Genomic DNA, 24,030 nt, shown 5'->3' with positions numbered 1-24,030 from the left:
TTAAGTTCTTCTCTAACAAACTATGGACAAACTTCGCTACCCCATCGGTCAGTTCGACCTCGACGCAAGCATTTCAGAAGACCAACTGAACCTTTATATCCTCTCTATTGGCAGCCTGCCTACAAAACTGGCACAAGCCGTAGCCAACCTGTCGGATGAACAACTGGATACGCCTTATCGACCCGGAGGCTGGACTGTGCGCCAGGTTGTGCATCACCTACCAGACAGTCATCTGAATGGCTATACCCGCCAAAAACTGGCCCTGACAGAAGAGAATCCAATTATCCGACCTTATGATGAGGTGGCTTGGGCAGAGCTTCCAGAGGCTAAAACAGCAGACCCAGGCATTTCGCTCACACTGTTGCACGCCTTGCACCAGCGCTGGGTCCTGATGCTGCACCAACTTTCTCCCGAGCAGCTTAACCGCACGTTTGTTCACCCGGTTTCTGGCCAGCAAACCATACGGCAGCACATTGGGCTATACGCCTGGCACGGTGAGCACCACCTGGCGCATATCACTGAACTAAAGAAAAGGATGGATTGGTAAAAGGCTGTTATTGGATCTTCACATGTACTGAGTCTGCCACCTGGTAAAATAGCGTATCCTGCAGTTCGTTTGTGAGAGCCAGGGTCTGGGTATTGTGGTCGAGTGACAGGGTTTCAGAAGCTTCCAGATCGCCGGTGTCTCGTTTGATAGCTCCATTCAGGATGATAAGTTTGATGAAGAAGATAAAACTGACCACCGCCACAGTATGGACCAGAAGCGCTCCTTTGTTATGTGTATCAGCCGGAATTGCAAATACGATAATGATGCGCCGTATCAGCATCAAAGCTCCAATCACCAGCACCAATAAACCTACCAAATGGTGTAGCCCCGGAGCATGTGCGTACTCCCAGCCAAACACGAGGTAAGTGAGCCAAACCAGCGCAAAACCTCCTGCATAGTAAGCCAGCCCACGTCCTATACCTGCTATCAGATTATTCTTAATACGCATATCCTTACTGCATTTTCATTTCGGTTAAGTCACGCAGTTCTGCCTGCAGGTCCTGTGCGATTTGTTGCATCTCCTGCATGGCCTGCTCCTTTGATTTGCGCTGCAGCAGGTGCAGCTTCAGGTTGTCCGACAGCTTGATATAGCCATCATATTTCACAAATTGGAAAGTACTCATCGATGCCCTCGACTCACTCACCTGCTTGTAGTTGTTCTTTTTCAGGAAGAGGAAATCAATACCAGCGAGCGGCAGCATTTTACCGAATGTTATACCTGCAAAGCGCACCCCTTCACGGTAGGTCATTTGGGCCAGATCAAACTCTGTGCGATAGTGCGCAAACTGCGTGATGATAACTGTTGGAAGAAAGGCATATGCTGCTACTGAGCCATTTACAATCATCGTGACCGCAAGTGCGGTGGTGATCCAGCCGAATACCCGTGCGCTTGCGCTGAAGTAATGTCCTGTGTTATAGCTGTGTAAAGTCGCTGGCATAGGCTTCTGAAATGATAGTCAATATAAAGTTTATTTCTGAGAAACTCGCTCCCGATTCGGCACAATTAACGCCCTGTTTTCGTCATACAATCCTACCAGTACGCTGTTGCCTTTACCATCTACTCGCAGGCCGCCGTACTCCGCTTTTTCAAAAGTCTCTGCCTGCCCTTCTTCAAAAAAATAAGACTCCGCCCCGAGGTTGAGCGACCAACGCCCTTTGCTATACCTGAGGAGGATCTCCCCTTCGTTCAGCGGTTCCATTTCCGGCTGGTAACGCACCTGCTGCGCCACATTCTGGGAGTCTAACTGCACCACAGCATAGCCGCGGCTGGGCAGCTTTTCCAGTTCCTGCGTTTGGCTGATGGCATAGCTGAGCACCATGTAGTCGCCCTGCATGAGCGAGCGCGGGTCTACCGGGGCCAGGCTGAGCAGCACCAGTTGGCCATCTTCCAGGATCTCCTCCTTCTCCACCACCGACAGGTTAAAAAAAGCCAGCACCGCCACCAGGTTGACCAGCACGACTATGCTTTTGAGGTTACGCTTCATGGTTTCGCAGATAACGGTTCAACAGGTATAGGCCACCTAAAAACAAGGCACCCGTGAGCACCAGCACCCCGGACTTGGCCAGAAGGGTCATGTTCAGGTCGTAGTAGTAAAGCACCAAGAAGTAGGCTAGTGCCAGCAGTCCGGCCCAGAGGCCTGTTCTGTGCCCGATGTAAAAACTGGACAGTACCACCAGTAAAGCACCCGGCACCGAAGGCGCCAGCACAGTCGGCAGCAACACCACCGAGCAGCAGGTATAGAAAATAGTCAGCGTCTTTTTGTCCTTCATCCCGCTCTCGCGCAGCACACGGTGTAACAACAGCAACAGACAGCCGATCAGAAACAAACCCGATAACCAGAAATGGGTGATGTTGGTGGAGAGTAATTTCTGATGCACAAACAGCACCAGCGTGATAATCAGAGAGAAGACCAATCCCATACGAACCGGCCCGAAAACCAGCGCAAAGCGCCGCGACATGGCCAGCAACTTTGCTTCGTACAGACTGATGAAAGTAAGCAGAGCAGCCAGCACCACGATTAGTGCATGCGACAGGTTGTATACCTTGTGTAGGAAGATCAGGCTCAGCAGGCTGCCATTGAGCACCAGTACTGAGATGAACACACAAACCGCGCTCTTCGAGAATATCAGTACAAGCACAGCGGCTATACCTAAGACTACGGCTACTGAAGTGGTATCATCCGTGAGCTGACCCGTACCGAACGCCAGCATCACGTAGCTTGTAATGTTCATAGCAATACCCAAGGCGTCAGTGGTCGTGTCTTGCTTCATGCGGATTACTATTTCAGCTACAATCAATAAGATCACGCCCAACTGCAGCATGGCCATACCTGAGCTGAGTAGCTGCGTCCCGGCGATGGCTCCCATTAAAGTACCCATAGCCAGCAAACCGCCCAGAATGGTGAGCACCTTTACTGGCCAGCGTTTGAGCAGCGAAGTCGAATGTGCTACCTCTGCTTTAATAGCCGCTTCGTCGTAGCTGAAGTCGGGTTGCTCCTGCACGATCTCATGCAACAGGGTTTCGAGTTGTATTGGTTCTTTATCGGCCATGCCACTGTCGGTTAAGTCTGCCCAGGTACTGAATCAGTAAGGTAATGCTGCCCACCACAAAGATCGTGGCCAGCAACAGCATAAATTCCGGCACGTTCTCCCCGATCCGCACCAGGATGGCCGTGACCACCGCTATGGCGCTAAAGGGCAGAGCCGTCAGGTAAAAGATGTCGCGCACCCGCAGACCGTAGGTTATACCTGCGCCATACATAGCCGCACCGAGCAGATAAGCTAGTCCGTAATCCCAGTTTATACCTGCAAACAGAGTGGAGATCATGCTAATGGTGATGACCGTGATCGCCGCTAACCCTACCAAACGCGGGAACCAGCGGTGTTGTATACCTACATGACCTTTCGCGGCCAGTACTTCCCAGACAACAACAGCCGCTGCGTTGATGATAAACAGCATGTCCATCACCACAGCAAAACTCCAGTGCGTAGCTACCTGCTGGGTATAGAGCACGAAGGTGGTGTTGAGCAGCACCAGGAAGATGAACCAGAGCGGCTGAAACCGAGCCACAACAACCCACAGCACAACGCACATCGTCCAGCCCAGAAAGAAGTCGTAGGCATTGGCCCCGGTCTGGTAGATCTGCCCGAATACGGCAAAGAGTACGCCGACAAGCATGGTACTAGCTGTAAGCAGCACATTCTTCACCGTGCCACTAAGTTTTGTAAACATTGCCGCAAACGTCACTGCCAGTATCAGCAACTCGATCAGGCCCAGTTTCACGAATTTGTGCATGTCAGCCCAGTTATAGGCAAAAAAGAAGATGATACCCGAGATCAGAAAGCTGCCTCCAAGCCCCAGCAAGAACAGCCGGACAAACCTGATCCAGTCCTGCGCCCCGGCGTATACCAGCCCTCTGCGGAGCCAGTTGGCTATACCTGTCTCGCGCCAGTTGCTGTGCCTGGCGATGCTGTAAACGATTTCGCGGGAGAGGTGTGGTTTCATAGAATCAATTGAAAAGAGGCTTTCATAATAGAATCCAAACTGATGCGCTCTGAGGCTGCTGTAAAGTGGCCTTTAGTAGTACTGCTCCGCTTCATGATTTATGGGCAGTTCTCTGCTCATACTGTCACGGGTATTTTTCTGTACCGCAATCGCAGCGAAAAGGCTTAGCAGAAAGGACATACCGTAAAAGCCTTTTTCGCTCAGGAGCAGATCGGCGTTCCAAAGCCCTACAGTCAGCAGCACGATTGCCAAAAGGGTAGAAAACCAGCTGAGCGCATAATAGATATTGGTAACCGGTATACCTTCCAGTTGGTCGCGCACGCTTTTCTGAAGTGAGATGGCTGAGAACAGACCAAACATCAGGATGGCAAAATAATAGCCCTTCTCGTTCAGCATCATTTCGGCGTTCCACAGTCCAATGATATAGGCAGTCATACCTGTCAATAAAGTAGCCCAGGAGGCTGCTACGAATGCGTTGGATGGTTTCTGATTCATGTTTTCTTTCGTTTAAGTGATGAATCAAAGGTATAGCAGCCCCTAAAACTTTCTTTTGACAATTGTCAAAAAAGGAAGCCTATCAAACCTGGCTTCGGATTCTGCTCAGGGTTTCCTGGCTGATGCCCAGGTAGGACGCAATTTGCCCGAGCGGAATCCGCTGCAGAATGTGGGGTGATGTTTCCAATAGCTGTTCGTACCGCTCCCGGGCCGTCTTGAACTGCATGGCCATCAAACGCTCTTCCAGTCTGATGTAGTACTGCTCGTTTATGATCCGCACAAGGCGCTCCAAGTCCTGGTGCTGATCAAACAGCTCGTTCAAGGCTTCGAAACTTATTCCCCACAGAGTGGAGTCTTCCAGGATCTGTATGTTTTCTATACCTGGCTTCCGGGAGATAAAGCTGTAGAAAGAGGTAATGAAATTATTTTCGAAGCCAAACCAATACGTCACTTCTTTCCCATCCAGGTTATAATATCCTCGCAGACAACCTCGCTCCAGGAAGTACAGCTTACTGCACACCATTCCTTCCCGTACCAAAAATGAATTCCTTGGCATCTCAACCCGCGTTAATGCTTTGGAAAGCGCCTCCCACGCTCCTGGAGAAATGGGGTGGTACTGCGATATGCAATTGTATAAGGCATTCATTTTGAGGCAATTTTATAAGGGTACCGATCTTTTGGATTTAGTATGTTGAGCAGCGTATTCTTTTAGTGAAACATACAGGCATACCCAAAGCAGTAAAAGCATCGCTGGCAGCACAGCATTTAATCCTATATAGATATCTGAGAAGCTCATAATAGCACAGTTATCAGGATCATTCTGAAGGTAGATAACGTTGACCTTTTCCCCAAATTCATAGCTAGAATTAGGAGGGCCTAGCATCGTAATCACGTCTTCTGCGGTCGTAAATTCTACAATTGCGCAAGTCGTTTTGCCAGAGAATCGTAGCGACCTAGTGTATGCTTCTTCATAACCAATGACTTCACCTTCAGTTATTAACCCGAATAATAATAGTCTGGACTTACTTAACAGCGGAAGTAATAGAATTAAAGAAGTAATAGAATTAAAACTTATACCGTGAGAAACTTGGCTTTACTGATAGGCAGGTTCATCAATGGACTTATGCGTTAAGGATGATGGCAAGGTAGGATTTTGGCAACAGCCCCATACATTACTTTATCGCAGAAAACCCTGTTATGATGGAGAACAAGCCTAAGAACCTTGGTGAGGATTATATTACTGACACCACAGGCTGAATTTAGACTATTGCTCGATAATAAGGGACTGTTTTGGTATCAAGGAACCATGCGTGCCAGTCGGTCGACCGAAGCGTAAAATTCACACAATGTTGGCTTGCGTTATTTTTCTGATTGACCTGACATTGATTTCAGACAATTATAGATGACGTTTTTAATGGTAAGCTGATAAATTTCCTCCATCCTTTCGTTCGTAGCATCTATTGATTGCACAAATAGTTCTCCACTTGAATCGCATGCTGTAATCAATTCACCCGATTCCTGATTAACCAGATTGATTTGAACCTGCGCAAATCCTCTTTCTTTTTCACTACTCCATGTAGCTGAGAATTCCTTGTAGCTGTCGGGTATGTTTATGACTGCTTTTACAGGGATGCCAGCATTAGTTGTATTTTCCTTGATTACGTTTTCTATTATTTGTTGGTGGGTCGCTGTTAAAGTTGGCACATGCTTAATCAAAGAGTTTGGTTTTGAGACGAGTGGCAGTTTTATATCCTCAATAGATTGATCTTTTCTGCTGTCTGTTATCTGAACTTCCTGAACGCTAAAAGCTAAATTTAAAGGCGGTAAATTATTTTGCTTCACCTGGGAAACATAGGTGTTTGCTGCACAGCCACTCAAAAGACACACAATTGCAACTGCAAGGATACTTGATAAACTTTTTCTCATTCCCTTATTCGTACATCTGGAAAGTTTCCGTGCTACTTGTTTTAGCAATGCCATAATTCTCTTCATCCCGGAAATTCACCACACCTGATTTTATCTTTTCCTCACCTTCTCTGAGCTCCTGCGCCATCTTTCCAATTTCCCGGGATATTTACTCTTTTTCTGCTTGACTGTAATGATCAAATTTTGAGTCTAAAAGCGATACAGTCAATTCACTTTTGTTTTTGATGTCAATTTCAACTTTCTCGGTTTCGTATGTTTTGGAGATAGTTTCTTTTAGTTGATTCATGTATTTAAATTCCCCGGTCATTTCTGAGCAACTAGATAGGGTAATCAGCAGAATCGCCAGGATTGCGTAAGTACATTTTTTCATTTTGGTAGTTTTCAGTTAATCATTCAGGAGTTGGGGACACTTACGCCCAACGTGTTCAAAAGCTTAAACATATACTTATCTGTATATGATCAAACATAACGAAATTCCGGAACTCATCCACCTTAACTTCAGGTATTTTAACAGTTTCTGATTTGACTTGATAAATAGCAGCTATACCTTTGGCCTCATCAAACCCAGCGCTATACCTGTGGAAACGACCCCATCCATAAAAACCCGCATCGCCCCGACTCCCAGCGGCTACCTGCACCTGGGCAATGCGCTGTCGTTTGCCATTACGTGGGCACTGGCCCGCAAGCAGCAAGGCGTAGTAGCGCTGCGCATCGACGACCTCGACAATGCCCGCTTCCGCCCCGAGTACCTGCAGGACATCTTCGACACGCTCGACTTTATGGGCCTCGACTACGACGAAGGACCGCGCAATCCCAAAGATTTTCAGGAGAACTACTCCCAACTGCTCAGGCTTCCGGCTTATCAGGCGCAACTCGACAAACTGGTGCAGCAGGGTATGGTGTATGCCTGCCCCTGTTCCCGCAGCCAGATAGCAGCCCTGTCGCCGCAAGGGCTTTACCCGCTCACCTGCCGCAACACCCAGCTGCCGCTCGATACCCCCAATGCCGCCTGGCGTGTGCGTATACCGGAAGGAACCACCATCACCTTCCAGGACCAACTGCTCGGCAACTGCACGGTGGCGCTGGCCCTCGAGATGCCTGACTTCGTGGTGCGCCGCAAAGACGGTATACCTGCCTACCAGATTGCTTCGATTGTGGATGACTTGGCGATGGGCGTGAACCTGATCGTGCGGGGCGAGGACCTGATGCTCTCTACAGCAGCTCAGCTATACCTGGCGCAGCGCACAGGTGTCGCGGCATTTACCAATGCAGCTTTTGTACACCACCCGCTTATTACCGCTGAGGGCAGCAAACTATCCAAGTCGCATGACGCTCTCTCACTCACCGAAATGCGCAAGGCCGGCCTTACTCCGAGGCAGTTCTGGCAAAAGCTGGCCGAGCTGCTGGGCTGGCAAAACGCAGGTATAGCCGACGCACAAAGTTTTCTGCAGCAGTTTGAGCTAAAAGACCTGCCACGACAAGCACTACAGGTATAGCCCGCTGCCAAGGGGCACAAAAAAGCCCTGCTACCTTCCATGCTATACCTGAACACACAGCAGGGCTTCCAATAAGATGGAGCGCTTTACTTAGCCGCCTGAATCATCACGGGCACTTCCAGATTCTCCCACCGGAGCACAATTCCTTCATTGGTCACATCGTACACCAGTCGCTCGTTCATCGTGTCAGCCTGGCGCGGCTTGGCCGTCACACGCAGCGCATCCTGCTCCTCGTCGTACTGTGTGCCCCACTGCTTGGCGGTTTTATTGAAAATAACTGTCCACTCGTCCTCGCCAGGTATAGCATAGAAGCTGTAGGTGCCAGCTGGCAGCCTTTGCCCCTCCACCATCACATCACGGTCGGTGGTAACGGTGGTCGCTTCGTTTGCCCCGGCACGCCATACCTTGCCATAAGGCACCAGTTCGCCCCAGACGGTACGCCCTTTTACAGACGGGCTGCTGTAGTTGATGGTGATGGTCGCATCGCCCACCTTTCCGGAGGCGGTGGCTGGCGGACTGGCCTTTTGCTTCGCATCCTGGGCACAGGCTGTGGATGATACCATTATGCCGATGAACAGCATCACAAGCACATTCAGAAATCGTAGATTTTTCATAGTAGTTTATTTTGATTTAGGCAAAAAGATAGGCAATAGATCGATACTCTACTACAAGATTATCAACCAATTAGCTAACGAGCAGCAGCAGCTCCAAATTGTGTGACCGAAGCAAAGAGTTTGGCCCTTCGCTACAAGCCCTTTGCAGCATACCCGTCTTTCTTCCGTATAGAGAAAAACTGCTACAAGATGGCAGGACAATTGAGAAAGCCGCGAAGCCTATGCCTTCCACTAACCGAAACAGAAGAACTTCTACACGAAGACTACGCGTCTCCACAACGGGTACCAGCGCACAGGGCACCGGTCAGCCGCAAACCTATACCACTGCTCCCACCCGCAGAAACGTTCGCACCAAAGCCCGCAGAAGAAAGCCAGCCAGGGGATCTGCCGTGAAAGGCGCCCAGAACCGGCTTCGCAATTTCCGCCAGGCCTCTACTCTGGCCGTTGCCATCACGGGTTTTATCCTCCTGATGTTTGCTCCAAGCGAAGCTGGCCTTGCGCAGGAAAACGGCCCGGACTCAGTGGCCGTGGTGGAGGAAGTGGCGGTAGAAGAGCTGGTGCCCGGTGATACAACCTTAGAAGCGGTAACCCAGAATGGCTCTACCAAAGAAGCCGCAGAGGAAGCTATTGGGGCCTTGCAGGGTCTTTGGGAAAGTTTCATCTTCAACCTGCCCAAGATCCTGATTGCGTTGGCCACGCTGGTGCTGGCCTGGCTGCTGGTGCGTATGCTACGGGCTATCCTGCAGCGCACCATCGGCAAATGGCAAAGCTCCAGCGCCATCATCTCGCTTGTCTCTATCGCGGTTTGGCTACTGGCAGTTGGCGTAGCGCTCAGCGTCGTGGCCGGCGACATACGGGCGCTGGTTGGTTCATTTGGCCTCATCGGCCTGGCCTTGTCATGGTCGCTGCAAACGCCTATTGAAAGTTTTACGGGCTGGCTCATGAACTCCTACCAGGGCTACTACCGTGTGGGTGACCGTATCCGGGTAGGCGAGGTGTTTGGCGACGTATACCGCATCGACTTTCTGACAACTACTGTGTGGGAGATCGGGGCGCCTTATCAGCCGGGCTTCGTACGGGCAGAGCAGCCAACCGGCCGCCTGGTCACTTTCCCAAATAACGAAGTTCTGACGGGAACGGTCATTAACCTGACCGGCGACTTCCCTTATGTATGGGACGAGCTGGATGTTGGCGTTGCCAACGAGTCTGACGTGCCGCTGGCCATGGAGGTGCTGGAGAGTGTGGCATTAGGCCTGCTAGGCAATTACATGAAGACTCCGGCTGCCTCCTACTCCCAACTCCTGCAGCGGGCGGGGCTGGACGACGCTGTGCCTGACAAGCCACAGGTGTTCGTGTCAATGGACGAGTCGTGGACTAATGTGACCATCCGCTACCTGGTGGGGGCGCGTGAGCGACGCAAGTGGAAAAGCGAACTTACCCTGCGCATCACCAACGAACTGAGCAAACCCGAGTATGTTGGAAAGATCATTCCGGTATACCCACGTCAGCAGGTGCAGTTTATCAATCCGGATGGCATTCCTACAAAAGCCAACCCCAGCAATAAGAGTGAATCTTAAACCACAACTAATTTACTATCAGAAACCTGCAAAGCTCAGATTTGCTTCAGAATTGTACCGTAAACTTGTAACATACCAATTTTTAACACTTAAAAATCAGGAGTTATGAAAAAGATATTAGTTGGATTTGCCTTTGTAATAGGTTCAGTTGTAGCGGTTGAGGCGCAGGATGTAGCCGAAAAGGATGTACCTGAAGCTATGAAAAGTGCGCTGTCGCAAAAGTATACCAACGCCACTGACCTTGAGTGGGAAAAGCACGGTGAGAACTACGAGGCTGATTTTGATATAGACCGTATCGACCATACTGTGATGATTGACCCATCTGGTAAGATACTGATGACCAAGCGTGATATAGAGGAGAAAGACTTGCCACAAAATATACGCACTGCCATCAGCCAGAAGTATAAAGGCATGCGCCTGGACGACATCGAGCAGGTGGAGAAAGACGGCAACACCTATTATCAGTTAGAGCTTGAACAGAAGCCTCAGGATAAAAAGGTTGTACTGTCACAGGATGGAAAAGAAGTAACGGACCTAGCTTATTGGGACTAACTACTTGCCTTCTAAATCTTAAAAGAAATGCCCGGGGCTATGCTTCGGGCATTTCTTTTACCTATGCCCCAAAAGAGCCTATACTTGCCTCCTCATGACATACAGTTCTTAGGGGAGATATAGGTGAACTGTATACTTGCGCCAAATACCCGCGTAGGAGGAGAACCTGAACTTACCTTATGGCCCATGCGCGTACTCTGGAACTACCTGCAGCCCCATCGCGGACTTGTTATACTCTCTTTAGTACTTGCCGGCATCAGCCAGGTGCTGGCGCTCGTCGACCCCATCATCTTCGGCAAGATCATCGACGATTACGCCACGCCGCCTTTTACCATAACCAGCGAAGAGCGGGTAAAAGGTGCCCTGTGGCTGATGCTGCTGGCTGTGGTTGTCGCACTGCTCTCTCGCCTGGCCAAGGCTTTCCAGGAGTACTTCACCAACCTGGTCGTGCAGAAATTTGGGGTGCAGATCTTTAACGACGGTCTCAAACAAACCCTTAAACTCTCTTACCAGGAGTATGCTGACCAGAACAGTGGCGAAACACTTTCTATACTCCAGCGGGTGCGCCGTGACACGGAGCGGTTCATCAACTCGTTTATCAACATTCTCTTTTCATCACTGGTGGGTGTGGGCTTTCTGGTATGGTACGCCATCACCAAACACTGGGCGCTGGTACCTATTTTCATTATCGGGATGGTCGTGCTCGGCGGCCTTACCAGTCTGCTCAGCGCGAAGATCAAGACCATGCAGCGCTCCATCAACCGGGCCACGAACAAAATGTCGGGGGTCATCACGGAGTCGCTGCGCAACATTGAGCTGGTGAAAAGCCTCGGGCTGACCTACCCCGAAATACGGCGTTTGCGCGAACACACCGAGCGGATTTTTTCGCTGGAGATGGCCAAGGTAAAGCGGGTGCGCACGCTCTCTTTTCTACAGGGCACTGCCCTTAATCTGCTCAAGCAATCCATCCTCTTCACGCTGCTCTGGCTGATATTCCGGGATGTGCTGACGACGGGCGAACTGATCTCGATGCAGTTCATTTCCGTCAGCATATTTGGTCCGCTGCAGGACATGGGTACCATCATCCTGACCTACCGGGAGGCCGAGGCTTCGCTGCACAACTTCGCTGAGCTGATGAACAAGCCCGTCGAGACCAGGCCTGAGTCGGCGATTGATGTGGGACCGCTGCAGCAATTGCGTTTTCAGGACGTAGTGTTCCGGCACAAGGGCGCTCCGCAGAACTCCGTGGATGGCATTTCATTTGAAGCCAACACCGGCGATACGATTGCCTTTGTAGGACCGTCAGGCTCGGGCAAGTCTACGCTAGTGAAGCTGCTGGTGGGGTTATACCTGCCGGCCAGTGGGGAGATCTACTACAACGGCACACCCGTGAAAGAAATCTGGCTGAACGAGGCACGCCGGCAACTGGGCTTTGTGACACAGGAAACGAATCTGTTTTCGGGCACTATCAAGGAGAATCTGCAGTATGTGAAACCGGACGCTACCGACGATGAAGTAGTCCGGGCCATGGAAAAGGCTTCCGCTACCACCCTGCTTTCCCGCTCCGAGCAGGGCATCCACACCCAGATAGGGGAAGGTGGACTGAAAATGTCGGGTGGTGAGAAGCAGCGCCTTTCCATCGCCCGCGCCCTTATCCGCAACCCGCGCCTGCTCATCTTCGATGAAGCCACCTCCGCCCTCGACTCACTCACCGAAGAGGAGATCACGGCTACTGTGAAAGAAATATCTGCCCTGCGGGAGCAGATCACCATCCTGATTGCCCACCGCCTCAGCACCATCATGCACGCCGACACCATTTATGTGCTGGAAAAAGGAAAGATCATAGAGCAGGGAAACCACGCAGAATTAGTGGAGCAAAAAGGTCTGTACTACGCCATGTGGCGCCAGCAGATAGGCGAGCGTAAGGTGGAGCTGATCCGGTAGATGCCTTGCAACTTTCTGCCAGCGCACGCGGTATGCAAAGCAACACATTAAAGCAGAACACTATACCTATGAAACTATACCTCTTTGCAATCACCTGCCTGCTGGCCCTCGCCTCCTGCGGCTCCGACTCCGCCGACGGCAACTACAACCGCGCTGCAGACGATGAACTGATCGACAAGCAAATCGACTCCGACACCAAAGCCTCTATCGACAGCGTGGCCCGTGCCACCGACGAAGGCGCTATTCTGCACCCACTGCCCGACACGCTGACAACCCTATTGCAACAGCGCCAGCCGCAGGCCGAGGTAGCAGTGCTCACCGACCAGACTATGTCGAACCGCCGCCTGCATGTAGACAACCCACTATACCTGCGTGGCAACCTCAACGGCAACCGTAACCCCGACTACGCAGTGCAGGTGCTGCAGAACGACTCCATTCACATCCTCGCTTTTCTGGATTACGGCACACCGCAGGTCCGCGAAATGAAAGTGGCTTCCTATCCGTCGCAGCAGCTGAACGACCGCAGGTATAGCACCCTGCAGCTCAAACTAGCCCCGCAGGATTCGCTTGTTCGCAACCCGCGCCAGCAGCAGTTCACAAACCTCAAAACTGATGGCGTGTCTGTGCTCGACGGCAACCGCACCACCCTATACCTGCTTCAGAACAACCGGTTTATACCTTTCGACGCCCAGCAGTAAGGTATAGCACTAGTTAATCCGTAAATTGCAGGCGCTATATCTTCTTTTTATACCTACTACTAGTCTATGCCTGTTCCTAAGTCTGACAAACCTGTTCCCTCGCTCACTCCACAAATCTCCTCTGAAGACCAGCGCAGGCTAAGCAAACTGCAGCAGGACTTCAATAAGAAAGTAGCGCAGATAGAGCAGCTGAAGCAGGAACTAACCTCGCGACGCGACAGCATGGACCTTGCCCAGAAGCGGATTGAGAAGGAACTGCGCCCCATTATCATGCAGCAGGTGGAGCAGCGGGCAGAACTGGCCCATCTGTTGGACGAGGCCTTTGCCCTCCCGCTATTCAGTTTCAGAGAGAAAGAAAAGCTCGCCTTGCTCATTGCCGACATCGCACTGGACCTGATCCAGAACTACGAGCGCCAGGACCTGATCGCCCTGCACGACCGTTATGCCGAGGTCCCTTATGCCGAGCGGGCGGTATACGCAGCTGACGAGGAAGATTCTCCAGAGGAAGACATAATCAGCGAGGAAGAGGCCGCTATACCTGACAACTGGGATGAGCTTGACGAGTTTGAGCGCCTGCAGGCCCAGCTGGACCGGGAAGAGGAAGAACGGGAACGGGCCAGGCAAAACCGCCAGAAAGGCCGCAAAACCAAAGTACAGAAAGAAAAAGAGGCAAAAGCTAAGGCTGAGCTCAGCAACATCAGCAAAGCCAGCCGCCGTGTGTATACTAACCTCGCCAAGCAGCTACATCCTGACAAAGAGCAAGATGAAACTAAACGCGCCTGGAAAGAAGAAGCGATGAAACGCGTGACCCAAGCCTACCACCAGGATGATTTTTTCGAGTTGCTGCGCCTTCAGATGGAGTTTATGCAGGAGCAGGGCCAGACACTTGACAAACTGCCCGACGAGCAGCTGCAATACTACGTAAGGCTGCTGGATGAACAGGTGAGCGAGTTACAAACAGAGCTCAATGCTTTCATTTTCGGACCCAACGCTACATTTTACGACCGCTTCTGCGGAAGCTCGAAGCAGATGAATCAGAAATTTAAACAGGTGAAGGAAAGTTTGACCTATGAGTTGGAGCAGCTGAAGCAGAACCTGCGCGTGCTGCAGGACCCGGTTCAGATTAAGGTGATTTTGAAGTAAGACTTGGCTTGCAGCTCCTCACAGCATCGGTCAACTTTACCTAAGCATTTCAGGAGACTTGTGAGCGACTGGGAGATAGTCCTGGCTTTCCTACAGAAAAGTCACAACCGCCAGATCGGCCAGCTCCATCCTTGACTGCAGCAGAATCCCGTACTTCGTTTTCAGGTCTTCTTTTGCCTGCTCAAAATCATTCTTGGGTAGCTTGAAATCGTACTTACCCAACTCCAGCAGTTTTCTTTCAGAGATAAGTCCCACTTTAAAGTTTTTCTCGACGGCACTTACCAACTCTCCGAGCGTTACATTCTCGAACGTGATCGCCTCCTCGCTATACCTGACGGTAGACCTCTTGAGGTCAGCTACCGCATGGGCAGCCAGCAGGATGGAGTCGGCAATCGCTACGTCCCAGGCATCCCTTTGCTGTGAGCGGTAGGTTACCTCAAACTTATACACCTCCTGCAGTTGCTGTAGCACCAGTTGCTTGTTTTGCTTTGTATCTCTGGAAGCGCTGTGGTCTTTAAACTTCAGGTCTATCGCCGTGTGCTGATGCTTCTTTTTGTCAAGCTCTACGAAAGACTCATCCTTATCCAGCAGCGCCAGGATAACGTCGTGCAGCCTTTGATTCTCAAATCCCAGCGAGTCACTGCCTATGTGCTTGGAGGAAAGGGCAGTCTGGTCATAGAGCATGTGTTCCTCCACCTGCAGGGTATAGTTTTCATCCTGGATGTGTAATTTCTCGTCTAGCATACCCATTGTAGCTAGGGCCAGTCCAAAGAACAGCGCATTGTGACTCGCATGCAGGAAGTAGCCCCAGAAAAAGCCATACTTCACACGCATATACCCCATCAGCATACCCCCCACAACCTGAGGCGCAATCAAAATCGGGATCAGTAAAACAGCAGCTGAGGCGTAGTCAAAGTCGGTGAAATTGGTAATGTGAATAAGGCCAAAAGCAAAGGCCATAAAGTAAAAGAAGACACTGTATACCTTATCCCATAGCTTTTTAAGAAAACCAGTTATGGCATCGGCGTTTAGCGCGTATAGCACCAGCGCCATACCAGATATAACCCAGACCCCAATTGCTCCTTCTAAAGGCAGCAATGAGTAGGCCAAAACACCCAGTGCAATGGTCGCCACGAACGCTAGCAGCGCCATGTACCCGCTTTTAAACCGCAGGCCATAACGGAAAACCAGCTCCTCTAGCAGAGGAACCGCCAGCACACCCAGTAGCAGGAAGGCCCAGACCGGGAAAGACCGCATCATTTCGATGACGGCATGGCTGTTGTTACTATGCCATCCCATCAACTCAACCAAATTGATGACACCAGTGAGTACAAACATAAGCGCCATATCGATCAAGAGCACATACAACAGGATGCGTAACTTAAAGGAGCGGCTATTTTCGGTAGCGGGCTGGTCTTTGGGATTTTTGAGGAAAAACCAGATGTCGGAGGCAGTTTGCTTTAACTGAAGTGTAAAAGAATGGAGCATGAACGAAAGCTATATTGACTATTGCACTAATTGCAGTCTAAATATATATAAGTTCATCTATATTATTACATTATTTCTTCTCTTAAATTCTGCTTAAGCGACAACCATACCTACAGGTAGTTCTCCATGACCTCGATCACCTCCAGGGGAGAACTCAGGTTCGGACAGTGGCCTGTCGCTTTCATTTGCACTAACGTAGAATTCCGGATTGACTGATGCACGTAATTACCTACTTCGATAGGAGCTATCACGTCTTCAGAGCACTGCATGATCAGTGAATCAGTTTTGAGCTTTGGAAGGTCTAGCCGATTGTCTGATAGAAAAGTGACTTGGGCAAAATGGCGTGCAATCTCCGGGTCTGTATTGCAAAAATTCTCTACTAGCTCTTCTCCTAGCGAAGGCTTATCCGGGTTTCCTATTATGAGCGGAGCAAAGGTATCTGCCCAAAGTGTGTAATCGTGTTTCATATACGCCAGCATCGACAGTATATCGGCGCGATCGAACCCTCCAATGTAATTCTCATCGTTGATATAGCACGGCGAAGGCCCGATCAATACCAATTTGCTAAATAAGTCCGGGGACTCGATTGCGCTGAGCACTCCCATCATGGCTCCTACTGAATGCCCTACAAAGATTACATCCTGCAAGTCAAGCTCATGGCATATTTCCTGTATGTCAGTTGAGTAGCCGTTGAGGGTGTTATACTTACTGGCGTCATAAGCACTAAGATCAGAGTTGCCTGCCCCTACATGATCAAACAGCACAATCTTATAGTGTTGCTGGAAAGCAGGCGTAACAAAGCGCCACATATTCTGATCGCAGCCAAAGCCGTGTGCAAACATGAGCGGTTGCTCTCCTTTCCCGAAAACGTTGATATTATTTCGCTTGATCACATTCATGGCATCCCCTTACCATCTACTTTTCTCTACCGCTCTTTATAGCTATAACGCAAACCTTATATTATACCTATACGAATTTTAATTTGGATTAAAACAAATTATATAGAGAGATTTAGTTACCATCACTGCATATAGAGAGGAAGGCAAGTTTCATATAGCAGGATAATCGTTTTGGAGATTAACTCTGATACAACAACGAAAGGTGAGTTAAGAATGTGGGATTCCTTCTGTCAGGTCCCTGATTTCTGTTTGCAATTCCTGCGCGAGAGGTTGGATTCTCAGCATCGCTGTTTCTTTGCTGCCGTCACACGATAGTGGAATTTTAGTACCATCCTCCAGCCATAAATAACTGTCAAACGAAATGGATGCGGTAGGCCGCCAGGAACGGCGCGAGCTGGAAGAAAAGTGTCTGTTCTTCTTAAGGAAAATGCACTTCGGGCCGGAATACGGTTCTCGGTCTCCGATGGTGTGTCCCAATATATTGACACCTATACAATAAGTACCATGGTATAGATCGATTTCGAGACACTTGTACTGGACCAGTGGAAAAATCCCGAACAGGATCATGAGGACACCAACTACAGGATAGAGCGTAAAAAGCCAAATGCCACCAGCGACAATGATTACGGCGTATATCTTCGTCGTAAAGCCGATTGGGTCAGTCAGTCTATAGCGGAGTAAAGGTGTTTCCATAGGTATACAAGATATAAAGTTTTTAACGGGAAAAGCAGTGAGAAAAAACTGTGCTTTGTTATTCCTAAACCTCTCTTATCTGTGCTGCACGCAGTGTTTCTACTACTATTGTATTGCCATTTGAATCGAAGAACCCTATTTCGTACCCCTCACCATTATTGTATACTTCTACTACTGTACCCAAATCACCTTGCTTTAGGTTGGTGTTAGGTATAGCTTCTGTTAGTATGACTTGGCTGTAGGCTGCTATCATGAATAAATCACAGTTCTAGTTTATCAGGATTTTGACGATTGTCGAAACAGGTTAAAATTTGAATCTGTGTTTCAGTTTCACGGAAGAAAAGTGAATTATGTGGTGTGGCAACGCATCTACGTACATTCTTGCTTTTTGAAACAACAGGAAACTGTTGTGGATTCTGCGCAATACGCTGGATTTGCATTTGTATAGTCGTTTCAAACTTGTCCGCTGCACTATCGCCCCACTCCTCTAAGACGTAGGATAAAGTAGCCAAGTATTCATCTGACGCTTTTTGAGACCAGATTACCTCTTTCTGACCTAACTGCATTTAAGCCCGCTTTTTTCTAAGTTCACGGCTTCTTTGGAGTAAGCTATCGTTAGTAACTGTTCTTCCCTGCTCAACATCACGTAGACCAGCTTCTACAGCCGCAATCTCCTCCACTGACATACCCTGCCAATCCTGCTGCTCAGCGCTCTCCAACTTCTGCTCAATGGAGCGCCAGGCTTCAATCGGAATCTGCACAGCTGTCACTTCCCCTTTTTCATTCGACACATACTGAAGTTTTATGGCTGGTGTCATTTTGCTTAATACTTGATTTGTAAAGCAATATACGGATTTTAGGAGGAATGTAATAGTTGAAAGGTGTTTAGGAAGGTTTTCTTTGAGGATTTTCAATCTGCTTTTAAAGTCGGGCTATAGCAATTCAAATCGCTTAGTTCACAAAAAGTCGGATTGCAAATCCTTGCTAGTTGTAACGCTACTATTACTCTATAATCGAAAATCGTATTGGTAAGGTATAACGTACTGGTACAACTTTTCCTTTGTGCTTACCAGGAATCCACTTTGGCATTCTTTTTACGACACGAATAGCTTCCTCGTCTGTTCCAGCTCCTAATGATTTAATAATTTCACTATTAACAATATCTCCCATTGTAGTAATATCAAAAGCTACAACTACTAGGCCTTCAATTCCCGCCTGTTGTGCAACAAAAGGATATTTTATGTTTTCTCCTAAGTAAGACATCATGTTTTCCTCACCCCCTGGAAATTGGGGCATTTCATCAACAAAAGTATATACTTGTTCTCTAAAACTGTGCTTATCACTAATACTTTGCTTTGCATGTGATTGACCTATACTATTTGATTTTCTTTGCTCAATTTTTTGTACTAGAGATTCAGCCTTATTATTACCCCAAACAATACCTGCATCATGCATTTCTTCATTAAATTTTTTTGAAATAGAAGACAGTTTTTGAAGCAACATCTTATGTTCTAATCCTAGTTTACTGCGAGGAAGATTAATTCCATCTATAAAGGTATCTAGTTCCTTTTCTGAAAGATACTTATAATATACAGGTATTGTTATCTCTGCTAATTCTACTATTGAAACCTTTCTCATCTCATAAGTAAATTCATCCCAAAAGCTATAAGTCTCCTTACTTTTCATCCAAGAATAATTATCAATAGCCTTTTCTATCATCATTTGCTTAGCTTCCTCGCTAACAGTTAAGGATGTAATTTTAATTACTTTATCCCTATATGATTGAGACTGGCTATAAGCCTGTGTATTTATCAGTAATACTATACAAGCAGTAATTAGATATAATTTCATATATTATTGAAGCAAGGGAAATGAATGACAAAACATCGAATGCTCTAATTTAATTAATCTTTAGTGCTAATTTTACTTATTTATCATGATTAAATATTATATGTAAAGGGAGTCCAAAAATGATTAGATGAAATCTTAACCTATTCCAATCTATAAAATTCCAGAGATGCTCATTTAATAGAGCATAAGCCTTAAATTTCCCATAATTGTAAATCCCTATGAACCCAAATGATTTGCTTCCATTCACCATAGCATAAGCCACTCCGTCTTCATAAAGTAATCCATTTTTTGATAAATCATATGGCACAATTATTATTGACATCAAAAGGCCTAAAAAGCAGAGTATTCCAATAAATATCCTCATTCTTTTTCTTTTGAGCTGTTGACTATTAACTTAACCAAATATGAAATACCGATAAAAATAATGAACATAGGCAGAAGGCCTACTTTTATTCCTGTAGCTTTTGTTACTTGTATCAATACTACATATTATGATTATTGATATGATGGTTGATTTCATAGAAATAAATTAGCCTAGAAGGTTAACTATCCTTTTTCCAACATGCATAGCATAGAGATTTAGATTTATCACCACTAAGTTTTTTGCTACATCTCTTACAATGTCCATATGGGGATTTAGAACTTTTATATCCTGACTTTTTTGAGGAATAATTCGAAGTGTAATAACCTTTATTATTATTACTAAGATAGCCTTGAGTTACCCATTTTGAGCTTTGGTAAGTTGACTTTGAACTATACCCTTTACCACACAAACATGCCCCACATGTTTTACAGCAAAATCTTTTACACTTATAGCACCTAGAATTGCCACGGGAATCTATTTCGCTTTTACAACTCCAACAGTGACTTTCATAGTAGGTTTCAACGCTTGAGTTTGGATACTTTGCTGAAGTATAAATTGGCACTACAGTTTCGTAATTAGACTTTACTTTAACTTTCTTTCGCCAATTTGTTACTATATGATAGCCAGCAACAATAATTATTAAAACAAATATAATGGTCATGAAACAAATATAATAATATTCATCACGCATATAGTACATATTCCCCCTCCCCCAAAAAACCATAACTTCCGTATCTTTGTAAACTACAACCAGCAGAACACGACTATCGAAAAGTCCTGTGTTCTGCCTTTGCTGTTTTGTGACTTTTTGAACTGAATGAAAGTAACTGATTTTTTAGAGCTGTACCGACTCGATGGGGTGGTGCAGACCATTGCCGAGCGACTCAAAGCCGATAAACCCTACCGCCTGCAACTCAAAGGCATGGCGGGCAGTCTGGATGCCGTGATGGCCTCGGCGGTCTATACCTTGCACCCACAGCACCAACTCTTCGTGTTGCACGACAAGGAGGAGGCGGCTTATTTTTATACAGACCTCAAGAACCTGCTCGGCGACGAGAAGGAGGTCATGCTGTTCCCGACGTCTTACAAGCGCCCCTACAGCTTCGACGATACCGAGAATGCCAACATCCTGATGCGGGCCGAGGTGCTCAACCGCCTCAATACCAAGTCTGATAAGGGCGAGTTGATCGTCACTTATCCGGAGGCGCTGACCGAAAAGGTAATCAACAAAAAATCGCTGGTAGAGAACACGCTGGGAGCCAAAGTGGGTGAAAAGCTGGACGTGAATTTCCTCAGCGAAATGCTGGCTGAGTACGGTTTTGAGCGCACCGAGTTTGTGTATGAAGCGGGCCAATACGCCGTGCGCGGTGGTATCGTGGATGTATTCTCATACGCGAACGACCTGCCCTATCGCATTGAACTCTTCGGCGACGAGATCGAGAGTATCCGCTCCTTCGATCCCGACACGCAGCTGTCGGTGGAGACGAAGAAAAGCATCTCGATCATACCCAACGTGCAGACCAAACTGCTGCAGGAAACACGTGAAGCTTTCCTCGACTTCTTGCCCAAGAACACAGCCATCTGGTTTAAAGATGTGCGACAGACGCTAGACGTGATCGACGAGTATTTCGACAAGGCGTCACATGCCTTTGACAAACTGATGGAAGGTAGCGGCGGTACCCAGATCGTATCAGACCCGGAGCAGCTCTTCCAGACCCAAAAGCAGTTTAAGAAACTGCTCGAAAAGTTCAGCATCGTGGAGTTTGGCAAGCGCTTTAACTACAAAGACACGGAGGTCCTGCAACTGCAATCCAAGCCGCAGCCCTCGTTCAACAAGGACTTCAACCGACTGGTAAAGGACCTGCACGAGCAACAGAGCAAAGGCTTTGTGAACATCATTGCCACCGAGTCGCCGCGCCAGATCAACCGCCTTACCACCATCTTCGACGAGCTGGACCACGACATGCGTTTCCAGCATTTGGCCGTATCGCTGCGGGAGGGTTTTATAGACGAGCAGCTCAAGATTACCTGCTATACCGATCACCAGCTTTTCGACCGCTTCTACCAGCACAAAGCCAAAGAGGGCCGCTCCAAAACCAAAGCGATGACGCTGAAAGAGCTGCGCACCCTGCAGCCCGGCGACTACATCACGCACATGGATTATGGTGTGGGTCGCTTTGCGGGACTGGAAAAAGTGGAAGTAGGCGGACGTCTGCAGGAAGCCATCCGACTGGTATACCGCGACGATGATTTGCTGTATGTGTCCATTCACTCGCTGCACAAGATCAGCAAGTATAGCGGCAAGGAAGGTGGCCCGCCGACCATGAGTAAGCTGGGCTCGCCGGAATGGGAGAACAAAAAGAAGAAGGTAAAGAGCAAGGTAAAAGATATTGCCGCCGAGCTCATACAACTATACGCCAAGCGCAAAGCTGCGCCAGGTTACGCCTATACCCGCGATGGCTTTTTGCAGGCCGAGCTGGAGTCGTCGTTCATATACGAAGACACGCCCGATCAGGGCAAGGCCACCGAGGACGTGAAAGCCGACATGGAGCAGCCCCACCCGATGGACCGCCTTGTGTGCGGCGACGTGGGCTTCGGCAAAACCGAGGTGGCCATACGCGCCGCCTTCAAAGCGGCCTGCGACGGCAAGCAGGTGGCCGTGCTCGTGCCGACCACCGTACTGGCTATGCAGCACTTCAAGACCTTCCGCGACCGACTGGAGCAGTTCCCGATTACAGTGGACTACATCAACCGTTTCAAGACGGCCAAGGACATCAAGAACACCCTTCAACGGGTAGCCGAGGGCAAGGTGGATATCCTGATCGGCACACACCGCATTGCCAGCAAGGATGTCAAGTTCAAAGACCTCGGCCTGCTGGTGATAGACGAAGAGCAGAAGTTTGGTGTGAAGACCAAGGAGAAGCTCAAGGAGATGCGTGTGAACGTGGATACGCTTACGCTCACAGCAACACCTATACCTAGAACCCTCCACTTCTCCCTGATGGGTGCCCGCGACCTGAGCGTGATCGCCACACCGCCACCTAACCGCCAGCCGGTGAAAACGGAGCTGCATGTGTTCGACGAGATCCTGATCCGCGACGCTGTAGCTGCAGAATTGAAACGAGGCGGACAGGTGTTCTTTGTGCACAACCGCGTGAAGGATATCGAGGAGATCGCCAACATGATCCTGAAACTGGTACCAGATGCACGCATCACCTATGCCCATGGCCAAATGGACGGCGAAACGCTGGAAAAACGCATGATGAAGTTCGTGGAGGGCGAGTACGATGTGCTGGTTTCGACCAATATCATTGAGTCGGGTCTGGATATACCTAACGCCAACACCATCATTATCAACCGGGCGCACATGTTCGGCTTGTCGGACCTGCACCAGATGCGAGGCCGTGTCGGTCGCTCTAACAAAAAAGCCTATTGCTACCTGCTTACACCGCCGGTAGCCGGACTGCCAACTGACGCCCGCAAGCGCCTGAGCGTGCTGGAGGAATTTTCCGACCTGGGCGAAGGCTTTAAGATTGCCATGCGTGACCTCGACATACGGGGGGCCGGCAATCTGCTGGGTGGTGAGCAAAGCGGCTTCATCAACGACCTTGGCTTTGAGATGTACCACCAGGTGCTCGACGATGCCATCAAAGAGCTTAAAGAAACCGAGTTCCGCGACCTGTTCCTGAAAGACAATTTGGCCGAGTTTGTAGAGCCGGTGCGCGACTGTAACATCGAAACCGACATGGAGGTGCTTATACCTGACTGGTACGTGGGCAACATCTCCGAGCGACTCAACCTCTACAGCAAACTTGACAGCACCAAAGACCTGCAGGACCTGGAGAAGCTGAAGGCCAGTATCATCGACCGCTTCGGGCCGCTGCCGGAAGAGGTGCAGAAGCTGGTGGAGATCGTGAAGCTGCGCTGGCAGGCCCAGCAGCTGGGTTTCGAGAAGCTCACCATCAAGAAAGAAGTGATGAAAGGCTACCTGCCCAGCGAGAACAACGACGCCTACTTCCAGTCTGAGACCTTTGGCAACATCCTCAAGTATGTGCAGCAGCATTCGCGCCGCTCACGACTTAAGGAAGCCAAAGATAAGCTCATCGTAATTGTAGAGGACATCCAGAGCATCGCTGATGCCCGGGATGTTTTTGACAGCCTTGACGTAAAAGCTACCGTGAAGGGGTAAACGTCAGAATGATATTCCCATAATGCTTCATCAGCTGCACAGGGCATCA

At 48.9% G+C, this 24,030-nt stretch carries 25 protein-coding genes; 8 read left to right on the top strand and 17 right to left on the bottom strand.

Annotation, left to right across the window (positions count from 1 at the left end; all coding sequences use genetic code 11):
* Nucleotides 1–22: 22 nt before the first annotated feature.
* Nucleotides 23–547, top strand: coding sequence for a YfiT family bacillithiol transferase (locus tag Q1A54_RS01325; RefSeq protein ID WP_299984504.1), 525 nt, complete (start codon nucleotides 23–25; stop codon nucleotides 545–547).
* Nucleotides 548–554: 7 nt separating this feature from the next.
* On the opposite strand, the gene Q1A54_RS01320 is transcribed toward Q1A54_RS01325, so the two are convergent.
* The 10 genes from Q1A54_RS01320 to Q1A54_RS01275 all read right to left on the bottom strand — a co-directional run bounded on the left by Q1A54_RS01320 (nucleotide 555) and on the right by Q1A54_RS01275 (nucleotide 6,843).
* Complete coding sequence (locus Q1A54_RS01320; RefSeq protein ID WP_299984502.1) at nucleotides 555–995, bottom strand: hypothetical protein; 441 nt, start codon at nucleotides 993–995, stop codon at nucleotides 555–557.
* Between the two features lie 4 nt (nucleotides 996–999).
* On the bottom strand, nucleotides 1,000–1,485 hold the full coding sequence (locus Q1A54_RS01315) for a hypothetical protein (RefSeq protein ID WP_299984500.1): 486 nt from the start codon (nucleotides 1,483–1,485) through the stop codon (nucleotides 1,000–1,002).
* Between the two features lie 30 nt (nucleotides 1,486–1,515).
* Nucleotides 1,516–2,031 carry a GDYXXLXY domain-containing protein gene (locus Q1A54_RS01310; RefSeq protein ID WP_299984499.1) on the bottom strand — a complete coding sequence of 172 codons (516 nt, stop codon included), beginning with the start codon at nucleotides 2,029–2,031 and terminating at the stop codon, nucleotides 1,516–1,518.
* Entirely contained in the window at nucleotides 2,021–3,097 is a 1,077-nt protein-coding gene (locus Q1A54_RS01305; protein WP_299984498.1) for a DUF4401 domain-containing protein, read from the bottom strand. Before Q1A54_RS01305 ends, Q1A54_RS01310 begins: the two co-directional genes overlap by 11 nt.
* A complete protein-coding gene (locus Q1A54_RS01300) occupies nucleotides 3,087–4,052 on the bottom strand; it encodes a DUF2157 domain-containing protein (protein WP_299984497.1) in 966 nt (321 codons plus the stop codon). The genes Q1A54_RS01305 and Q1A54_RS01300 overlap by 11 nt, the downstream gene beginning before the upstream one ends.
* A 72-nt stretch (nucleotides 4,053–4,124) precedes the next feature.
* Nucleotides 4,125–4,547, bottom strand: coding sequence for an inner membrane protein YiaA (gene yiaA, locus Q1A54_RS01295; protein ID WP_299984496.1), 423 nt, complete (start codon nucleotides 4,545–4,547; stop codon nucleotides 4,125–4,127).
* A gap of 82 nt (nucleotides 4,548–4,629) precedes the next feature.
* Entirely contained in the window at nucleotides 4,630–5,103 is a 474-nt protein-coding gene (locus Q1A54_RS01290) for a Crp/Fnr family transcriptional regulator (protein ID WP_299984494.1), read from the bottom strand.
* An 803-nt stretch (nucleotides 5,104–5,906) separates the two neighbouring features.
* Entirely contained in the window at nucleotides 5,907–6,473 is a 567-nt protein-coding gene (locus Q1A54_RS01285) for a hypothetical protein (RefSeq protein ID WP_299984492.1), read from the bottom strand.
* Between the two features lie 4 nt (nucleotides 6,474–6,477).
* Nucleotides 6,478–6,600, bottom strand: coding sequence for a hypothetical protein (locus tag Q1A54_RS01280; RefSeq protein WP_299984490.1), 123 nt, complete (start codon nucleotides 6,598–6,600; stop codon nucleotides 6,478–6,480).
* Nucleotides 6,601–6,621: 21 nt separating this feature from the next.
* Nucleotides 6,622–6,843, bottom strand: a complete 222-nt coding sequence (locus tag Q1A54_RS01275) for a hypothetical protein (RefSeq protein WP_299984488.1) — start codon at nucleotides 6,841–6,843, stop codon at nucleotides 6,622–6,624.
* 208 nt (nucleotides 6,844–7,051) lie between these two features.
* On the opposite strand from Q1A54_RS01275, the gene Q1A54_RS01270 reads away from it, so the two are divergent.
* Nucleotides 7,052–7,969 carry a glutamate--tRNA ligase family protein gene (locus Q1A54_RS01270; RefSeq protein ID WP_299984486.1) on the top strand — a complete coding sequence of 306 codons (918 nt, stop codon included), beginning with the start codon at nucleotides 7,052–7,054 and terminating at the stop codon, nucleotides 7,967–7,969.
* Nucleotides 7,970–8,055: 86 nt separating this feature from the next.
* Here Q1A54_RS01270 and Q1A54_RS01265 read toward each other — a convergent pair whose 3' ends face one another.
* The gene (locus Q1A54_RS01265; protein ID WP_299984483.1) at nucleotides 8,056–8,583 is read right to left on the bottom strand and encodes a DUF2911 domain-containing protein; all 528 of its coding nucleotides are present in this window, start codon (nucleotides 8,581–8,583) and stop codon (nucleotides 8,056–8,058) included.
* Nucleotides 8,584–8,804: 221 nt separating this feature from the next.
* Between Q1A54_RS01265 and Q1A54_RS01260 the strand changes: the two genes are divergently transcribed.
* The 5 genes from Q1A54_RS01260 to Q1A54_RS01240 all read left to right on the top strand — a co-directional run bounded on the left by Q1A54_RS01260 (nucleotide 8,805) and on the right by Q1A54_RS01240 (nucleotide 14,497).
* Nucleotides 8,805–10,160: a mechanosensitive ion channel domain-containing protein gene (locus Q1A54_RS01260; protein WP_299984481.1), complete on the top strand. Its 1,356-nt coding sequence runs from the start codon at nucleotides 8,805–8,807 to the stop codon at nucleotides 10,158–10,160.
* A 105-nt stretch (nucleotides 10,161–10,265) separates the two neighbouring features.
* Nucleotides 10,266–10,712, top strand: coding sequence for a PepSY-like domain-containing protein (locus Q1A54_RS01255; RefSeq protein ID WP_299984479.1), 447 nt, complete (start codon nucleotides 10,266–10,268; stop codon nucleotides 10,710–10,712).
* A gap of 186 nt (nucleotides 10,713–10,898) precedes the next feature.
* The gene (locus Q1A54_RS01250; protein ID WP_299984477.1) at nucleotides 10,899–12,656 is read left to right on the top strand and encodes an ABC transporter ATP-binding protein; all 1,758 of its coding nucleotides are present in this window, start codon (nucleotides 10,899–10,901) and stop codon (nucleotides 12,654–12,656) included.
* Between the two features lie 68 nt (nucleotides 12,657–12,724).
* Nucleotides 12,725–13,354, top strand: a complete 630-nt coding sequence (locus tag Q1A54_RS01245) for a hypothetical protein (RefSeq protein ID WP_299984475.1) — start codon at nucleotides 12,725–12,727, stop codon at nucleotides 13,352–13,354.
* A 66-nt stretch (nucleotides 13,355–13,420) separates the two neighbouring features.
* The gene (locus tag Q1A54_RS01240) at nucleotides 13,421–14,497 is read left to right on the top strand and encodes a J domain-containing protein (RefSeq protein WP_299984473.1); all 1,077 of its coding nucleotides are present in this window, start codon (nucleotides 13,421–13,423) and stop codon (nucleotides 14,495–14,497) included.
* 90 nt (nucleotides 14,498–14,587) lie between these two features.
* On the opposite strand, the gene Q1A54_RS01235 is transcribed toward Q1A54_RS01240, so the two are convergent.
* The 6 genes from Q1A54_RS01235 to Q1A54_RS01210 all read right to left on the bottom strand — a co-directional run bounded on the left by Q1A54_RS01235 (nucleotide 14,588) and on the right by Q1A54_RS01210 (nucleotide 19,428).
* Nucleotides 14,588–15,985, bottom strand: a complete 1,398-nt coding sequence (locus Q1A54_RS01235; RefSeq protein ID WP_299984471.1) for a CPBP family intramembrane glutamic endopeptidase — start codon at nucleotides 15,983–15,985, stop codon at nucleotides 14,588–14,590.
* 110 nt (nucleotides 15,986–16,095) lie between these two features.
* Complete coding sequence (locus Q1A54_RS01230) at nucleotides 16,096–16,884, bottom strand: alpha/beta hydrolase (protein ID WP_299984469.1); 789 nt, start codon at nucleotides 16,882–16,884, stop codon at nucleotides 16,096–16,098.
* Between the two features lie 757 nt (nucleotides 16,885–17,641).
* Nucleotides 17,642–17,830, bottom strand: a complete 189-nt coding sequence (locus Q1A54_RS01225) for a DUF4926 domain-containing protein (protein ID WP_299984467.1) — start codon at nucleotides 17,828–17,830, stop codon at nucleotides 17,642–17,644.
* A gap of 7 nt (nucleotides 17,831–17,837) precedes the next feature.
* The gene (locus tag Q1A54_RS01220) at nucleotides 17,838–18,143 is read right to left on the bottom strand and encodes a type II toxin-antitoxin system RelE/ParE family toxin (protein WP_299984465.1); all 306 of its coding nucleotides are present in this window, start codon (nucleotides 18,141–18,143) and stop codon (nucleotides 17,838–17,840) included.
* Nucleotides 18,144–18,395, bottom strand: a complete 252-nt coding sequence (locus Q1A54_RS01215) for a hypothetical protein (RefSeq protein ID WP_299984463.1) — start codon at nucleotides 18,393–18,395, stop codon at nucleotides 18,144–18,146.
* A gap of 184 nt (nucleotides 18,396–18,579) precedes the next feature.
* Nucleotides 18,580–19,428 carry an energy transducer TonB gene (locus Q1A54_RS01210; RefSeq protein WP_299984461.1) on the bottom strand — a complete coding sequence of 283 codons (849 nt, stop codon included), beginning with the start codon at nucleotides 19,426–19,428 and terminating at the stop codon, nucleotides 18,580–18,582.
* A 1,181-nt stretch (nucleotides 19,429–20,609) separates the two neighbouring features.
* On the opposite strand from Q1A54_RS01210, the gene mfd reads away from it, so the two are divergent.
* Nucleotides 20,610–23,981, top strand: coding sequence for a transcription-repair coupling factor (mfd, locus tag Q1A54_RS01205; protein ID WP_299984459.1), 3,372 nt, complete (start codon nucleotides 20,610–20,612; stop codon nucleotides 23,979–23,981).
* The last annotated feature ends 49 nt before the right edge of the window (nucleotides 23,982–24,030 follow it).

It is taken from the genome of uncultured Pontibacter sp., assembly GCF_947502515.1.
Classification (GTDB): Bacteria; Bacteroidota; Bacteroidia; order Cytophagales; family Hymenobacteraceae; genus Pontibacter.
Note: the sequence above shows the minus strand (reverse complement) of the source record. Positions and strands in the feature narration are given on the sequence as shown.

What these genes read in the sequence shown, in the direction of transcription:
- Q1A54_RS01325 (WP_299984504.1), top strand. Translation starts at nt 23, where the DNA reads ATGGACAAACTTCGCTACCCCATCGGTCAGTTCGACCTCGACGCAAGC.
- Q1A54_RS01320 (WP_299984502.1), bottom strand. Translation starts at nt 995, where the DNA reads ATGCGTATTAAGAATAATCTGATAGCAGGTATAGGACGTGGGCTGGCT.
- Q1A54_RS01315 (WP_299984500.1), bottom strand. Translation starts at nt 1,485, where the DNA reads ATGCCAGCGACTTTACACAGCTATAACACAGGACATTACTTCAGCGCA.
- Q1A54_RS01310 (WP_299984499.1), bottom strand. Translation starts at nt 2,031, where the DNA reads ATGAAGCGTAACCTCAAAAGCATAGTCGTGCTGGTCAACCTGGTGGCG.
- Q1A54_RS01305 (WP_299984498.1), bottom strand. Translation starts at nt 3,097, where the DNA reads ATGGCCGATAAAGAACCAATACAACTCGAAACCCTGTTGCATGAGATC.
- Q1A54_RS01300 (WP_299984497.1), bottom strand. Translation starts at nt 4,052, where the DNA reads ATGAAACCACACCTCTCCCGCGAAATCGTTTACAGCATCGCCAGGCAC.
- yiaA (WP_299984496.1), bottom strand. Translation starts at nt 4,547, where the DNA reads ATGAATCAGAAACCATCCAACGCATTCGTAGCAGCCTCCTGGGCTACT.
- Q1A54_RS01290 (WP_299984494.1), bottom strand. Translation starts at nt 5,103, where the DNA reads ATGCCAAGGAATTCATTTTTGGTACGGGAAGGAATGGTGTGCAGTAAG.
- Q1A54_RS01285 (WP_299984492.1), bottom strand. Translation starts at nt 6,473, where the DNA reads ATGAGAAAAAGTTTATCAAGTATCCTTGCAGTTGCAATTGTGTGTCTT.
- Q1A54_RS01280 (WP_299984490.1), bottom strand. Translation starts at nt 6,600, where the DNA reads ATGGCGCAGGAGCTCAGAGAAGGTGAGGAAAAGATAAAATCAGGTGTG.
- Q1A54_RS01275 (WP_299984488.1), bottom strand. Translation starts at nt 6,843, where the DNA reads ATGAAAAAATGTACTTACGCAATCCTGGCGATTCTGCTGATTACCCTA.
- Q1A54_RS01265 (WP_299984483.1), bottom strand. Translation starts at nt 8,583, where the DNA reads ATGAAAAATCTACGATTTCTGAATGTGCTTGTGATGCTGTTCATCGGC.
- Q1A54_RS01260 (WP_299984481.1), top strand. Translation starts at nt 8,805, where the DNA reads ATGCCTTCCACTAACCGAAACAGAAGAACTTCTACACGAAGACTACGC.
- Q1A54_RS01255 (WP_299984479.1), top strand. Translation starts at nt 10,266, where the DNA reads ATGAAAAAGATATTAGTTGGATTTGCCTTTGTAATAGGTTCAGTTGTA.
- Q1A54_RS01250 (WP_299984477.1), top strand. Translation starts at nt 10,899, where the DNA reads ATGCGCGTACTCTGGAACTACCTGCAGCCCCATCGCGGACTTGTTATA.
- Q1A54_RS01245 (WP_299984475.1), top strand. Translation starts at nt 12,725, where the DNA reads ATGAAACTATACCTCTTTGCAATCACCTGCCTGCTGGCCCTCGCCTCC.
- Q1A54_RS01240 (WP_299984473.1), top strand. Translation starts at nt 13,421, where the DNA reads ATGCCTGTTCCTAAGTCTGACAAACCTGTTCCCTCGCTCACTCCACAA.
- Q1A54_RS01235 (WP_299984471.1), bottom strand. Translation starts at nt 15,985, where the DNA reads ATGCTCCATTCTTTTACACTTCAGTTAAAGCAAACTGCCTCCGACATC.
- Q1A54_RS01230 (WP_299984469.1), bottom strand. Translation starts at nt 16,884, where the DNA reads ATGAATGTGATCAAGCGAAATAATATCAACGTTTTCGGGAAAGGAGAG.
- Q1A54_RS01225 (WP_299984467.1), bottom strand. Translation starts at nt 17,830, where the DNA reads ATGATAGCAGCCTACAGCCAAGTCATACTAACAGAAGCTATACCTAAC.
- Q1A54_RS01220 (WP_299984465.1), bottom strand. Translation starts at nt 18,143, where the DNA reads ATGCAGTTAGGTCAGAAAGAGGTAATCTGGTCTCAAAAAGCGTCAGAT.
- Q1A54_RS01215 (WP_299984463.1), bottom strand. Translation starts at nt 18,395, where the DNA reads ATGACACCAGCCATAAAACTTCAGTATGTGTCGAATGAAAAAGGGGAA.
- Q1A54_RS01210 (WP_299984461.1), bottom strand. Translation starts at nt 19,428, where the DNA reads ATGAAATTATATCTAATTACTGCTTGTATAGTATTACTGATAAATACA.
- mfd (WP_299984459.1), top strand. Translation starts at nt 20,610, where the DNA reads ATGAAAGTAACTGATTTTTTAGAGCTGTACCGACTCGATGGGGTGGTG.